This window comes from Rhodococcus sp. MT28, from assembly GCF_058792695.1.
In genome coordinates this window covers 393,108-406,439 of record NZ_JBXAFD010000005.1, presented here as the reverse complement: position 1 = coordinate 406,439, position 13,332 = coordinate 393,108, and the positions used below count along the sequence as shown (strand labels likewise).

Sequence of the window (13,332 nt, the reverse complement as noted above, 5' to 3'; positions counted from 1 at the left end):
GCCAGATAGAAAACAAACGGCCCGCGCACTGGTAGCTCGCTTTGGCAGTCCAATGTTGGACTCCAACCTGTAAGCCGCGTCGACCGTATTCGTTCCGCCGGCAGTCGCAACGACAGGACCAGCACATCACCTCCGAGTGTGTGTGAGTGACGAAGAGAAGTGGCCATCGATGACCTACCAGGCTGTGCAGCCAATCGAGGGCACTGCCCTCTGCTGGGGATGCATCCCACACGCTGATTTGATACAGCTCGCCGAGTTGGCCCGTAGGGGCGGCTTTCCAGAGATCACTGTTCATCCCTCGCAATATTCGATTGTGAAGAGTGCCGACTCCCGAGTGCGGGAGCGCCTGGACGATCTAGGTGTGACTGTTGGCGTGATCGATGCGCTCATGACCTACCTACCCGGCTCTGCTCGACTGGATGAGGTACCTCCACACTGGCGCAAGCTCATGGTAGATCTCGACGAGTGTCTCGAAGCCGCTGAGGCGCTTCACGCTCGCACTCTCAACGTCGCCCATTTCTTGGGTGATCCGACAGTGAAGAGAAACGCGCTGGCGTCGGCGGTGCGACAAGTCGCCGACCGCGCAGCCGAGGTCGGAGTTCGTGTCAGTCTGGAGTTCATCCCCGGCACAGGAATACCGGATCTCGGTGCGGCGTTGGACATCGTCCGGCGAGCCGACCACCCCGGCGTTGGAATCCTGTTCGATACTTGGCACTTTCTGCGCTCGGGTGGTACGCCGACCCAGCTTGCAGAGGTTACCCATGGTCAGGTATTCGAAGTGCAGATCAGCGATCGTGTCCAGCCTGGCCGCCACGATCCCTATGTACCGATGACCGGCCGCCTGGCTCCTGGCGAGGGAACGGCGCCGATCGCGGAGATTGTGCGGGCGTTGGGGGTCGTGGCTCCCGACGTCGTGTTGGGAGTCGAGGTGTTCACCGCTGATATCGGAGATCCGGAGGAAACCGTGGCCCACCTTTCCGCGGCCACTCGGATGTTCCTGCGGAGTACTGAATTTGGTTCGCCCGCGGGCATTGTCGAGCCGTCATGAGCTATTCCGAGGCCCTGAGTTTGGTGCGATACCAAACTCGCACCGCCGCCGCGTTTCCAATTTGGCCACTCCGCCAATCGGAGACCAGTTCAAACCACGCGGGACTCTTTTGACAGGATGGTGGCGGATCGGGGTATCCGGCGTGCAAGTAGCCCAGGTACTCGTCGAGGAATGAAACAGCGCGTTCCTACGATGGGTGTACGGGTCACAGCCGCTGAAAAGGAACTACGCCCCAGCGACGGCAATCATGCCGACTGCCGCCAGCGCCAACAGCATTCCCGCTTGTTGCACGCGGCTTACCCGCTCGCCCAGCATCACCATGGCGAGCAGAACCGTCGCAGCCGGATACAGCGAACCGATCACGCTGACCAGTGAGAGCATTCCGCCTTGGAAGGCGTAGATCATCGTCCCGTTCGCGACGACGTCGAGGACGCTGACGTACACCGCGAGCTTGAGTGGCTCGCCTCGTGGGAGAACGAAGTGACCGGCCGCCAGCGCGACCAACCACACCACGACGGTCGCGGCACCTCGAGATACGGCCAACGCCCACAGTCCGCTGCCCTCGCCGATCTGGTGAAGTGCGATGAACGAGAGTGCAAATGCGCCACCGCTTCCGACGGTCAGAAGAGCCACTTGTCTGGTGAAGCGGAGGGTGATTCCGCCGGCGACCTCACCCGCGGTGTCGTCAGGCGACTCGCGGCTGACCAGGACGACGGCGACCAGCGCGACGGCAATACCCAGGTACGCGATCAACCCCGGCCGCTCACCGAATGCGAATCCGACGAGCACCGGAATGCCCGCCACCAGAACAGCTGTCAGCGGCGAGACCACCGACATGGGGCCGGTTGCCAGCGCGAGATAGAACCACCAGACCGCCAGACCACTCGTGACGCCCGCGATCGCGCCCCAGATCAGACCGTTCGGCGTCAGCGTCCCGGATACGAAAGGTGCTGCGATCAGAACGATGACGAGCGAGAGTGGATACGAGACGATCACCACACGCAGTGCGGCAACTCGTCGTGACGCAACTCCCCCGACGAAGTCGCTGACTCCGTAGGCAACTGCCGCCACGAGGGCAAGCAGGATGGAGGTCAGCGCATGCCCTTGATACGACGACCGAGCTCGCGGGTCACCTCGCGCTCGGCGGTGCGCTTGGCCATGTCCTGGCGCTTGTCGTAGTCCTGCTTACCCTTTGCCAGTGCGAGTTCGACCTTGACCTTGCCGTCGTTGAAGTACATCGACAGCGGGACCAGCGTCTGGTTTCCCTCGCGGGTCTTGCCGACGAGGTGCTCGATTTCACGCTTGTGCAGCAGGAGCTTTCGGGTACGACGTGGCGAATGGTTGTTCCACGTGCCTTGCGTGTACTCCGGAATGTGCAACGAGCGCAACCACACTTCGCCGTTGTCCACCGTGGCGAACGCGTCGACGAGCGACGCCTTGCCTTCACGCAGACTCTTGACCTCGGTCCCGACGAGAGCGATGCCGGCCTCGTAGGTGTCGATGATCGTGTAGTTGTGGCGTGCTTTGCGATTGGTCGCAATGACCTTGCGGCCCTTTTCCTTCACTGTCCGGGCCTCTCAGTCCGCTGTCTTGCTGTCGAATGGTTCTTGCTGTTCCAGCATAGAAGCTCGTGCAAACCGATTATTCGCGGACGTACAGACGCAGCGTCACGTACGCCGTCACCGCGGCCATTCCGACACCGGCAAGTACGAGGATCGGCGAGACGAACAGCACGTCACTGTTGGATATCCGCGCCACGATGTTTGCTTCGTAGACGTCGGACAGGACCCCGTCGATGAAGACGTTCTTCGCCGTGAACAGTCCGGCAATGGCGAGCACCGCACCGATCAAGGCCGCCACGACGGCTTCGAGGAGGAACGGAAGCTGGGTGTACCACCGCGTCGCGCCGACCAACCGCATGATGTTGACCTCGGTACGACGCGTGAACGCGGCGATCTGGACCATGTTGGCGATGAGCAGGATGGCCGCTATCGCCTGGACGATCGCGATCGCGAACGCTGCGTTGCGCACTCCACCGAGCACGCTGAACAGTCGGTCCACCAACTCGCGCTGATTGAGCACACTCTCGACGCCGGGCCTCGAACCGAAGGTGTCGTTGATGACGCCGAACCGCTCCGGGTCACTGAGCTTGACCTTGAACGACGCCGGGAAGCTGTCCGGGCTCACCAGGGCTGCCAGTTCGGGCTGGTCCTTGAACACGCGCTCGGTGGCGTCCTTCACGGCGTCTTCGCGGTTGAGGTACTGAACCGCGACGACGGACGGAGTCTGCTCGAGTTCCTTGCGCAACGAACTGCAGATCTCCTGCTCGCAACCGGGATCGGCCGAAGAGATGTCGTCGGTCAGGAAGATCTGCACCTCGACTCGTTCGAGGAAGATCTGCTGGGTCTTGCCTGCCATCTGCACGACCAGCAGACCACCGCCGAAGAGTCCGAGGGAGATCGCCGTCGTCAAGATCATGGCGATGGTCATCGTGATGTTGCGGCGTAGGCCGGTCAGGACTTCGCTGAAAATAAAGCTGGCGCGCATCGGGGAATCCGATTCCTTTTCGAGAGGCCGGTTGTTTCACGACAACCGGTGGGCGTACGGGACGTGTGGTCGTAGTCGGCGCTACCTGCCGACGCCGTACACACCCCGCGCTTCGTCTCTGGTCACCTTGCCGAGATCGAGTTCGATGACGCGTCGACGCATGGAGTCGACGATGTGGTGATCGTGGGTCGCCATCACGACGGTGGTGCCGGTGCGGTTGATCCGCTCGAGCAGCAGCATGATGTCCTGGCTCGTTTCGGGGTCCAGGTTGCCGGTGGGCTCGTCGGCGAGCAGCACGAGAGGGCGGTTCACGAATGCGCGGGCGATGGCGACGCGCTGCTGCTCACCGCCGGAAAGTTCGGTGGGCAGTCGATCGGCTTTGCCGGCCAGACCGACCATGTCGAGAACCTCGGGCACAGTGCGCGCGATGACGTTGCGGGGCTTGCCGATGACTTCCAACGCAAAGGCCACGTTCTCGGAGACCGTCTTCTGCTGAAGCAAGCGGAAGTCCTGGAACACACAGCCCATGCTCTGGCGAAGCTTCGGCACGCGGCGGGCCGCCAACTTGTTGACGTGGAAATCCGCGACCTCGATGTCACCGGACGTGGGCGACTCCATCTTGAGCAGCAACCGCATGAACGTCGACTTGCCGGAGCCGGAGGGGCCGATGAGGAAGACGAACTCCCCCTTCTCCACCTCCACACTGACCTTGTCGAGCGCCGGCCTGGTGGAGGCCTTGTAGGACTTCGACACATTCTTCATGCTGATCACAACTAGCCAGTCTAGCCGTTATCTAACGGTGACCTTGGCGCCACGCGCGAGCACCCTCGTCCTTATCCGGTACCGGTGGTCGCGGGTGACTGCGGCACAGACGTCGGTGCCTGCATCGCCGCGCCAGGTTGGGGAACGGTCGTCGTCGCCGGAGTGGTCGGCACCGTGGTCGCGGACTGTTCGGCGTTGCCCGGCGCAGGCGCGGGACCCGAAGTCGGCGTCGGAGAACCTGAGATGCCCGTGCTCGATTCCGGAGACTGGGTCTCGGACGTAGTCGTCGGCTCGGTCGAGGACGGCACGGGGGTCGTCGTCGACGGTTTGACCGAGGGCGCGACGTAAGGCTCGGTCTGCGACGTGTCCACGCTGGGCGGTGGTGTCACTGCGGTCGGGTCCTCAGGATTAAGATACGTATGCAACAGATACGTCAATATCCACGCCACGATGAGAATGAAGGTAGAGGTTCGCATCCGGCCGCCGAAAATCCGGGACGGGAGCCAGTCCAGGTGAAACAGTCGGTCGAGTCCGCGGCGCGGTTCCTGATCGGTCATTCGCTCGCCTCCTCGGTCCGTACGGTGTGCAGATCCGGTGACACCGTGATCCCCTGACGTCGCAGTGCTGCGGCGACGCGGACGCGAAGAGCGCGTCCGACCTGGAACTGTTTGCCAGGGAGTGTGCGCGCGACCATCCGCACGTTGACCTGATCGACCTCCAGGCTTTCGACGCCCATGACCGTGGGCTCGTCGAGCAGCAGTTTCTTGAGTCCGCGGTCGGCCATCGCGTCGACTCCGACCTGGCGAAGCACCTCGTTGACCCGGGTGAGATCGGCGGTCGCCGGAACCGGAACGTCGATGACGGCGCGTGCCCAATCCTTGGACAGGTTGGTCGCTTTCACGATCTGGCCGTTGGGAACGGTGATGACCTCGCCGTCGGAGTTCCGCATCCGCGTCACGCGCAGGGTCACGTCCTCGATGACACCCTCGGCGTCGTCGGAGGAGCCGGTGATCGCAAGCCGGACGGTGTCACCGAAGCCGTACTGACGTTCGGTGATGATGAAGAAACCGGCAAGAATGTCCTGCACGACGCGCTGTGCACCGAAACCGAGCGCCGCACCGAGAACGGTCGCCGGCGCGACGAGACTGCCGATCGGCAGGTTCAGTTGGTCGAGAACCTTCAGCGTCGCGATCACGTAGATGAACGTGATGACCACCCAGGTGATGACCTGCGCGACCGAGTGACGATGCTTGGTCGCCTCGGAACGAACCAGCGCATCGCCCAACTGATAGTTGGAGTCGATCTGGTCGGTGACCTTGTTGCCGCCCCAACTGACCAACCGGGCGAGAATCATCGCCCCGAGCACGGTCATGAGGACGGACAAACCGGTGGTTTGAAGCCAATCGAGCAGGTTCTGCCCAGGTCGAAGTAAAGTCATCGTGCCTTTCGGTATCCGAACGCTATGCGGACTGGTTCTCGCTCATGCGCCAGCGGATGCCGGCCTCGAGGAACCCGTCGATGTCGCCGTCGAGCACTGCCGACGGGTTGTTGACCTCGTACTCGGTACGCAGGTCCTTGACCATCTGGTACGGATGCAGAACATAGGAGCGCATCTGGTTGCCCCACGAGCTGCCGCTGTCGCCCTTGAGCGCATCCATCTCGGCGCGCTCTTCCTGACGCTTGACCGCGAGCAGCTTGGCCTGCAGGACGCGCATCGCCGACACCTTGTTCTGGAGCTGCGACTTCTCGTTCTGACAGGTGACGACGATTCCCGTCGGGATGTGCGTGAGTCGAACGGCGGAGTCCGTCGTGTTGACCGACTGGCCGCCGGGACCGGACGAGCGGTAGACGTCGACGCGGATGTCGTTCTCGTTGATCTCGATGTGGTCGGTCGTCTCGACGACCGGCAGTACCTCGACCTCGGCGAACGACGTCTGACGACGCCCCTGGTTGTCGAAGGGGCTGATGCGAACGAGCCGGTGGGTGCCCATCTCGACGGACAACGTGCCGTACGTGTACGGGCCTTTGATCGCGAACGTCGCGCTCTTGAGTCCGGCTTCTTCGGCGTACGACGTGTCGTAGACCTCGACGCCGTAGTCGTGCTTCTCCGCCCAGCGGATGTACATACGCATGAGCATCTCGGCCCAGTCTGCAGCGTCGATACCGCCGGCACCGGAGCGGATGTTGATGAGCGCGTCGCGCTCGTCGTACTCGCCCGAGAGCATGGTCTTGACTTCCATCGCCGCGATGTCGTCTCGCAGGCTCGCGCGCTCGGCGTCGGCGTCGGCCACCGCGTCGGGGCCTTCGTCTTCTGCCAGTTCGTAGAGGATCGGCATCTCGTCGAGTCGCTCGCGTAGTGCCACGATCCGGCGTAGCTCGGCCTGCGCGTGGGAGAGCTGGCTGGTGACCTGCTGGGCGTGTTCCTGGTCGTTCCACAGACCCGGGTCGGCTGCCTGGTGCTCGAGCTCGTCGATGCGTCGGCGCAGCTCCTCGACGTCCACAACCGATTCGCAGGTGCGAAGGGTGGTGTCGAGGGCGTTCAGGTCTGCAATTACGTCGGGATGCACGGTTTTCAAGGCTACCGGGTGCCGACCTCGGCCCTGCCGCCCGTCACGTATTGGGATCACCGGGACTGGAAGCCTTGCCAACCTCGCTCCGAGGGAACCTACTGGAACGATGACTGTCACCGACGAATACCTGCAGAACAACGCCGCCTACGCCGAGCAGTTCACCGGACCGCTCCCCCTCCCACCCAGCAAACACGTCGCCGTACTCGCCTGCATGGACGCCCGCATCGACGTCTATCGGGTGCTCGGAATCAAGGAAGGTGAATCGCACGTCATCCGCAATGCGGGTGGAGTCGTCACCGACGACGAGATCCGATCCCTGGCCATCAGCCAGCGTCTGCTGGGAACTACCGAGATCATCCTCATCCACCACACCGACTGCGGAATGCTGACGTTCACCGACGACGACTTCAAGCGATCCATCCAGGACGAGATCGGCATCAAACCAAATTGGGCTGCCGAATCGTTTCCCGACATCGACGAGGACGTCCGTCAGTCGTTGAAGCGCATCGAGAACAGTCCGTTCGTCACCGCGACGACCTCCCTACGCGGATTCGTCTTCGACGTCGCAACCGGAAAGCTGAACGAGGTCCTCCCCGATTGAGCCGGTAGGTTGTGTACCCGTGACCGATCGCGCATCCGACCTCGCACTCGCCCTCCGTATCGCCGACGAGGCTGACGCGATCACTCGCGCCCGCTTCGGCGCCCTCGACCTTCGAGTGGACGACAAGCCGGACCTCACCCCCGTCTCCGACGCCGATCTGGCTGTCGAGCGAGCAGTGCGCGCGACGCTCGGTGAGCATCGTCCTGCGGATTCCGTACTCGGCGAAGAATTCGGCGGCGACGCAGTCTTCGAGGGCAGACAGTGGGTGGTCGACCCCATCGACGGGACCAAGAACTTCGTCCGCAACGTACCGGTGTGGGCCACGCTGATCAGCTTGCTCGAGGACGGCGTCCCGGTCATCGGCGTCGTGAGCGCACCTGCACTGAATCGGCGATGGTGGGCTGCAACAGGTTTGGGTGCACATACGTCCTTCGGGGACAGTGATGCGCGGGCGATCCAGGTATCCGCCGTCGATCGCAGCGAGTCAGCGAGCCTGAGCTTCTCGAGCCTCTCGGGGTGGAAGGACCGCGGAATTCGCGATCAGTTCGTCGAACTCACCGACCACGTCTGGCGCGTGCGCGGTTACGGGGACTTCTTCTCCTACTGCCTCGTGGCCGAAGGCGCCGTCGACATTGCTGCCGAACCCGAGGTTTCCCTGTGGGATCTGGCAGCGCTCGACGTATTGGTCCGTGAGGCCGGCGGCGCGTTCACCGATCTGGACGGCGGCGCAGGTCCGCACGGCGGCAGCGCGGTCGCCACCAACGGACTGCTGCACGAAGACGTTCTGGCCCGCCTGCGGTAACACCCGATTACCAGAACATCCCACCCGCCGCAAGGGTCCGAGGGAGGAGTTCCGACAGGCCCGTCGGCAGGATTCGGCACGACATCTCGGCCCGTTGACTGGAAGTAGTTGATCACGCACTACTTCCAGGAGAACGATGAACCGGATTTCCAGGCGCACGATTCTGTTCGGTCTGGCCGCAGCGCCCCTCGGGCTCGCGGTGGGCTGCGGCGCCGACCCGGCAGCGAAGAGCGCCACGTTGGCGGTGGCCGGAACTTCGCGTCCGCTACCGATTCCGCCGCTTGCCGAATCCACCGTCGACGACGCCGGTGTTCGCCACTTCACACTTCGTGCCGGTGCCGGGACCACCGAGATCGTCGCGGGAAAACTCACCGACACTTGGGGTTTCAACGGATCCATTCTGGGGCCGACCGTCCGCGCCGAACGCGGAGAATCTGTCGCATTCACGATCGACAACACACTGGCAGAGCCCACGACCGTCCATTGGCACGGCATGCATCTGCCCGCCCGATACGACGGCGGCCCGCACCAGACCATCGAAGCCGGCGGACGCTGGGAACCGGCGTGGACGATCGGCCAGTCGGCGTCGACGCTCTGGTATCACCCACACCCGCACGGATCCACCGAACGGCACGTGCAGCGCGGTCTCGCCGGACTGTTCCTGATCGACGACGCCGACACGCGGGCGTTGGACATCCCCAAAACCTATGGTGTCGACGATGTTCCGCTGATCATCCAGGATCGTCGATTCCTCGCCGACGGCAGCTTCGACGAATCGGATCCGACCGACATAGGCCTGCTCGGCGACACGATCGTCACCAACGGCATCTCCGACGCCTACCTCGACGTCACCACCGGGGTCGTCCGGTTACGCATTCTGAACGGCTCTTCCGGCCGTCTCTACAACCTGGGGTTCCCCGACGACCGCACGTTCGATCTGATTGCCACCGACGGCGGACTGCTCGAATCACCTATTGCGATCAAGCGGATTCAGCTCAGCCCCGGCGAACGAGCCGAGATCGTGGTTCGCGTCGACCCCGGTGCGACGACCACACTGGTGTCGTTCCCGATCGAGGACGGCGGTGGCGTGAGTTCCTCCGACGCCGAGAACTTCGGCATGAACGACCGCTTCGACATCCTCGAACTGCGGGGCGTTGCCAGCCGCGCGTCACGGTCGACTCTCCCGGCGCAGTTGGCCGTACTGCCGCGTCTGGATCCGTCGAAGGCAAGCGTTTCCCGAACCTTCGATCTGCAGTGGTACATGATCAACGGGCAACGAATGGACATGAACCGCATCGACTTCGAGGCCGAGGTCGGCGCGACCGAGGTGTGGACGATCACCAACAAGGACAACTGGCCACACAATTTCCATGTCCACGACGTCCAGTTCCAGATCCTCGACGTCGACGGTCGCACTCCCCCGCCGCACTTGCGCGGACTCAAGGACACCGTCTACACACCGCCGGGCAGCAGGGTTCGCGTCGCACTGCAGTGGTCCGAGTACACCGATCCCACCTTCCCGTACATGTTCCACTGCCACCTGCTGATGCACGAGGACCAAGGGATGATGGGCCAATTCCTCGTCCTCGAACCGGGACAGAAGGCGGCTCCGATGCAGATGGACATGCCGATGGACATGCCGATGCCTGGTTCGCACTCCGGTCACTGAAAGTTCTGCAAGTGGTACACGGCGAGGCGAACCCGATTGTCGCAACCGGTCTTCGACATCAGGTTCGCCACGTGCGTCTTCACCGTGGTCACACCGAGATGCAGCGTGTCCGCGATCTCCTGATTGCTCTTCCCTTCTGCCACCAGTGCGAGGACCTGCGATTCGCGATCGGTCAACGGAACCTTGTCCGTCACAGCAGTGTCTGCGATACCACCGATCACCGCTCGATCCACAACGCGGCGGAGAAGTTCCGGAGTGAACACCATCTCGCCCTCGGCGATCCGCCGAATGGCACCGAGCAACTCGGCGGGTTCGGTGTCCTTGACGAAGAATCCCGAAGCCCCCGCGGCGAGTGCGGGATACAGATGATCGTCGTCGTCGAAGGTGGTCAGCACGAGAATGCGCGCTCGACGACCGGCCTTGACGATCTGCTGCGTGGCGCCGATCCCGTCCAGCCCGGGCATTCTCAAGTCCATCAGAATCACGTCGGGATCCAATTCTGCAGCGAGCGCTACCGCCTCGACGCCGTTCGACGCCTCACCGGCCACGGTCATGTCCTCGGCTGCCGCGCACAGCATCCGCAAACCGGCGCGCACAAGTCGCTGGTCGTCGACGATCAGCACGCTGATCACGAGACATCGCCCGAGACAACGAGTGGAATACTCACGTGCACTTCCCATTTCCCGTCACTGTTGGTGCCCGCGGTCATCTCGCCGCCGACCAACTCCGCACGCTCCTGCATTCCCACCAGGCCATGACCTGCACTCCGAGGCGATCCCTCGACGTCGTTGACAACCCTGACATGCACCCGGTTGTCTTCGCGACCGACCGAGACCGATACCAGCCCCTTCTTGTCGCCGTGCTTCATGACGTTGGTCAGTGATTCCTGAATCACCCGCAACAACGTCAGCCTCCCGATCGCGTCGAGATCGGCTGCGCCTGACTCGACATTCTCCTGGGCATCGAAGACTGCCTGCACCTCGAAACCCGCCGCACGCACACGATCTATCGCCGCCTCGATTTCCGCCTCGACGGCATCCGGCTCGACCAGAGCGACCTCACCGAGCGAAGGATCACGAAGTGCGACCAGGAGGCGACGGATATCGGCCAGCGCATCGGACGCAGTCCCACGCACATCCGCGAGGACCTCACGCACGGCCTCGTCCTGGGGCGCCAAGACATGTTGAGCCACGCCGATTCTCAGGACGATCGATGCCATGTGGTGCGCAACCAGGTCGTGCAGTTCGCGGGCGAGCGCACTGCGCTCCGCAGCGCGGGTCTGCGCAAGATTGTTCGCGGCCAATTCACGCTGCGAGCGTAGATACAGCCCGAGCAGCAGTGGCAACCCCACGTACGCAAGCACTTTCACAGCCGTCGTGACAGACCAGAACGCTTCGTGAGATTCGAACCAGATACCCGCGAGCACCGAACCGCACCATCCTGCTGCCGATACGGCAACCATTTCTCTACGCTCGGCCCGCATCGTGACGTCGACGACGGCGACCGCCCCGAGATACGGAACAAGCTCGGACAGCCCCCAGGCGTCGGCGACGAACATCGGAACGGCGAGCGCCGAGATGACCAGGGACGCGAAGACCGGCCATCGACGGCCGACGGCGAAGGCGAGCGCCGACAGCATCGACAGAATCCAGTAGGTGAGGGGAACTCGATACTCCCCCGGATACGTGCTGGCGATCAACAGGCACGGGACCACCACCAACGGCGTGTAGCGCACGTACCGCTGTATCCGATCTGGCACCTCTGTCCGGTTCACCCCTCGAGCCTATGACGCGCATCATTTCGCGGTTTCTCGACAACAGACCTTACTGATGAGTAAGATAAGGATCGTCCAACGCCCCAACACCGAGAAACAGCTGGTGATCATGACCAAGCAAGACAGTGTTGCCCCCGACAGGAGCGCTCAGCGCAGCGAATCGGGCGCGCAGCGCGGCGGCGCCAAGGGTGCGCCCCGCGACACGTCCGCCGTCGGCCTGAACCCGATCAAACGCGACGCCATGGGCGCAGCCATGCGTGTGCTTACCAAGATCACCGGTTCGGAACTGGCCGAGAAGTTCAATCTGCGTCAGACCATCGATCGCGTGACCTACGAGGGCACCAAGACGGGCTTCAAAACCCTGGGTGCCGCCACTCGAGGATTCCAGAAGGTCTCGGGCAACGGCGCACCCAAGCGCCTGCCCGACAACCCGAGCAAGAACGCCGACTACTTCGATCTGACCCCCGACGACGACCAGAAGATGATCGTCGAGACCGTGCGCGAGTTCGCGGCCGAGATCCTGCGTCCCGCAGCGCACGACGCCGACGGCGCAGCGCAGGCACCCGCCGATCTCTCCAAGCGCGCAGCCGAGCTCGGCATCACGCTGATCAATGTTCCCGAAGAACTCGACGGAGCAGCTGCCGATCGCGGCGCAGTCACCAATTCTCTTGTTGCCGAGGCACTTGCGCACGGAGACATGGGGCTTGCACTTCCGATCCTCGCACCCAGCGGTGTTGCAGTCGCACTGACGCAGTGGGGCACCGACGCGCAGCAGAAGACCTACCTTCCGGCCTTCACCGGCGAGCAGGTCCCCGGCGCAGCAGTGGTGGTCAACGAACCACGCGCACTGTTCGATCCGTTCGCCCTGCAGACCAAGGCAGTTCGCTCCCCCAGCGGCTACAAGCTCAACGGCGTCAAGAGCTTGGTGCCCGCCGCGGCTACGTCCGAGCTCTTCGTCATCGCCGCAGAACTCGACGGCAAGCCGTCCTTCTTCATCGTCGAATCCGACACCAAGGGACTCGTCGTCGAAGCAGATCCCAGCATGGGACTGCGCGCCGCAGGCCTGGGTCGCCTGATCCTCACCGATGTCGCTGTGCCGGAGTCCGCACTGCTCGGCGACGGTGACGCCGAGCAGCGCAAGGCCGAATACGCCGACGCGATTCGCCTGGCTCGCCTCGGTTGGGCGTCCATGGCCGTCGGCACCAGCCAGGCAGTTCTCGACTACGTGATTCCGTACGTCAACGAGCGCGAAGCGTTCGGCGAGCCGATCAGCCACCGCCAGGCGGTTGCCTTCATGGTCGCCAACATCGGCATCGAACTCGACGGACTGCGCCTGGTCACGCTTCGGGGCGCTTCACGCGCCGAGCAGGGCTTGTCCTTCGCTCGCGAATCCGCTCTGGCCCGGAAGCTGGCTTCCGAGAAGGGCATGCAGATCGGCCTCGACGGTGTGCAACTCCTCGGTGGACACGGGTTCACCAAGGAACACCCGGTCGAGCGCTGGTACCGCGACCTCCGTGCCATCGGCGTTGCCGAGGGCATCGTCCTCATCTGACGCCGCT

General features: G+C 63.3%; 14 protein-coding genes and 1 pseudogene. 6 read left to right on the top strand and 9 right to left on the bottom strand.

All coding sequences use genetic code 11. The annotated features are described in order from the left end of the window. Positions 1-169 precede the first annotated feature (169 nt). Positions 170-1,048 carry a sugar phosphate isomerase/epimerase family protein gene (locus AC1Q6C_RS21700; protein WP_081305372.1) on the top strand — a complete coding sequence of 293 codons (879 nt, stop codon included), beginning with the start codon at positions 170-172 and terminating at the stop codon, positions 1,046-1,048. A gap of 225 nt (positions 1,049-1,273) precedes the next feature. On the opposite strand, the gene AC1Q6C_RS21695 is transcribed toward AC1Q6C_RS21700, so the two are convergent. The 4 genes from AC1Q6C_RS21695 to ftsE form a co-directional block, all read right to left on the bottom strand. Next, a complete protein-coding gene (locus AC1Q6C_RS21695; RefSeq protein ID WP_482628527.1) occupies positions 1,274-2,143 on the bottom strand; it encodes an EamA family transporter in 870 nt (289 codons plus the stop codon). Next, positions 2,140-2,613 carry an SsrA-binding protein SmpB gene (gene smpB, locus AC1Q6C_RS21690; protein WP_003942330.1) on the bottom strand — a complete coding sequence of 158 codons (474 nt, stop codon included), beginning with the start codon at positions 2,611-2,613 and terminating at the stop codon, positions 2,140-2,142. The genes AC1Q6C_RS21695 and smpB overlap by 4 nt, the downstream gene beginning before the upstream one ends. Positions 2,614-2,689: 76 nt before the next feature. Continuing rightward, entirely contained in the window at positions 2,690-3,595 is a 906-nt protein-coding gene (gene ftsX / locus AC1Q6C_RS21685) for a permease-like cell division protein FtsX (RefSeq protein WP_003942367.1), read from the bottom strand. 81 nt (positions 3,596-3,676) lie between these two features. Further along, the gene (ftsE, locus tag AC1Q6C_RS21680; RefSeq protein ID WP_020969258.1) at positions 3,677-4,357 is read right to left on the bottom strand and encodes a cell division ATP-binding protein FtsE; all 681 of its coding nucleotides are present in this window, start codon (positions 4,355-4,357) and stop codon (positions 3,677-3,679) included. 84 nt (positions 4,358-4,441) lie between these two features. Between ftsE and AC1Q6C_RS21675 the strand changes: the two genes are divergently transcribed. Continuing rightward, entirely contained in the window at positions 4,442-4,705 is a 264-nt protein-coding gene (locus tag AC1Q6C_RS21675) for a hypothetical protein (RefSeq protein ID WP_492666820.1), read from the top strand. 68 nt (positions 4,706-4,773) lie between these two features. On the opposite strand, the pseudogene AC1Q6C_RS21670 reads toward AC1Q6C_RS21675, so the two are convergent. The 3 genes and pseudogenes from AC1Q6C_RS21670 to prfB all read right to left on the bottom strand — a co-directional run. Beyond that, positions 4,774-4,833, bottom strand: a pseudogene (locus AC1Q6C_RS21670) (Rv3103c transmembrane domain-containing protein); the annotation flags it as partial. A 77-nt stretch (positions 4,834-4,910) separates the two neighbouring features. Further along, positions 4,911-5,795, bottom strand: coding sequence for a mechanosensitive ion channel family protein (locus AC1Q6C_RS21665; protein WP_003942304.1), 885 nt, complete (start codon positions 5,793-5,795; stop codon positions 4,911-4,913). Between the two features lie 22 nt (positions 5,796-5,817). Continuing rightward, the gene (prfB, locus tag AC1Q6C_RS21660) at positions 5,818-6,924 is read right to left on the bottom strand and encodes a peptide chain release factor 2 (RefSeq protein ID WP_003942364.1); all 1,107 of its coding nucleotides are present in this window, start codon (positions 6,922-6,924) and stop codon (positions 5,818-5,820) included. Positions 6,925-7,033: 109 nt separating this feature from the next. Here prfB and AC1Q6C_RS21655 point away from each other — a divergent pair, with 109 nt between their 5' ends. The 3 genes from AC1Q6C_RS21655 to AC1Q6C_RS21645 all read left to right on the top strand — a co-directional run bounded on the left by AC1Q6C_RS21655 (position 7,034) and on the right by AC1Q6C_RS21645 (position 9,999). Beyond that, on the top strand, positions 7,034-7,528 hold the full coding sequence (locus tag AC1Q6C_RS21655) for a beta-class carbonic anhydrase (protein ID WP_007731285.1): 495 nt from the start codon (positions 7,034-7,036) through the stop codon (positions 7,526-7,528). Positions 7,529-7,547: 19 nt separating this feature from the next. Beyond that, entirely contained in the window at positions 7,548-8,330 is a 783-nt protein-coding gene (hisN, locus tag AC1Q6C_RS21650; protein ID WP_007731284.1) for a histidinol-phosphatase, read from the top strand. A 136-nt stretch (positions 8,331-8,466) separates the two neighbouring features. Beyond that, positions 8,467-9,999: a multicopper oxidase family protein gene (locus AC1Q6C_RS21645; RefSeq protein ID WP_081557683.1), complete on the top strand. Its 1,533-nt coding sequence runs from the start codon at positions 8,467-8,469 to the stop codon at positions 9,997-9,999. Here AC1Q6C_RS21645 and AC1Q6C_RS21640 read toward each other — a convergent pair. Beyond that, positions 9,993-10,631, bottom strand: a complete 639-nt coding sequence (locus AC1Q6C_RS21640) for a response regulator (protein WP_030534984.1) — start codon at positions 10,629-10,631, stop codon at positions 9,993-9,995. The genes AC1Q6C_RS21645 and AC1Q6C_RS21640 overlap by 7 nt on opposite strands. Further along, entirely contained in the window at positions 10,628-11,773 is a 1,146-nt protein-coding gene (locus tag AC1Q6C_RS21635) for a sensor histidine kinase (protein WP_047271658.1), read from the bottom strand. The genes AC1Q6C_RS21640 and AC1Q6C_RS21635 overlap by 4 nt, the downstream gene beginning before the upstream one ends. Before the next feature lie 103 nt (positions 11,774-11,876). Here AC1Q6C_RS21635 and AC1Q6C_RS21630 point away from each other — a divergent pair, with 103 nt between their 5' ends. Next, the gene (locus AC1Q6C_RS21630) at positions 11,877-13,325 is read left to right on the top strand and encodes an acyl-CoA dehydrogenase family protein (protein ID WP_073512822.1); all 1,449 of its coding nucleotides are present in this window, start codon (positions 11,877-11,879) and stop codon (positions 13,323-13,325) included. Positions 13,326-13,332 lie beyond the last annotated feature (7 nt).

Excerpts from the sequence above, each read along its gene's own strand:
- AC1Q6C_RS21645 (WP_081557683.1), top strand. The coding sequence starts at position 8,467 with ATGAACCGGATTTCCAGGCGCACGATTCTGTTCGGTCTGGCCGCAGCG.
- AC1Q6C_RS21655 (WP_007731285.1), top strand. The coding sequence starts at position 7,034 with ATGACTGTCACCGACGAATACCTGCAGAACAACGCCGCCTACGCCGAG.
- AC1Q6C_RS21665 (WP_003942304.1), bottom strand. The coding sequence starts at position 5,795 with ATGACTTTACTTCGACCTGGGCAGAACCTGCTCGATTGGCTTCAAACC.
- ftsE (WP_020969258.1), bottom strand. The coding sequence starts at position 4,357 with ATGAAGAATGTGTCGAAGTCCTACAAGGCCTCCACCAGGCCGGCGCTC.
- AC1Q6C_RS21700 (WP_081305372.1), top strand. The coding sequence starts at position 170 with ATGACCTACCAGGCTGTGCAGCCAATCGAGGGCACTGCCCTCTGCTGG.
- ftsX (WP_003942367.1), bottom strand. The coding sequence starts at position 3,595 with ATGCGCGCCAGCTTTATTTTCAGCGAAGTCCTGACCGGCCTACGCCGC.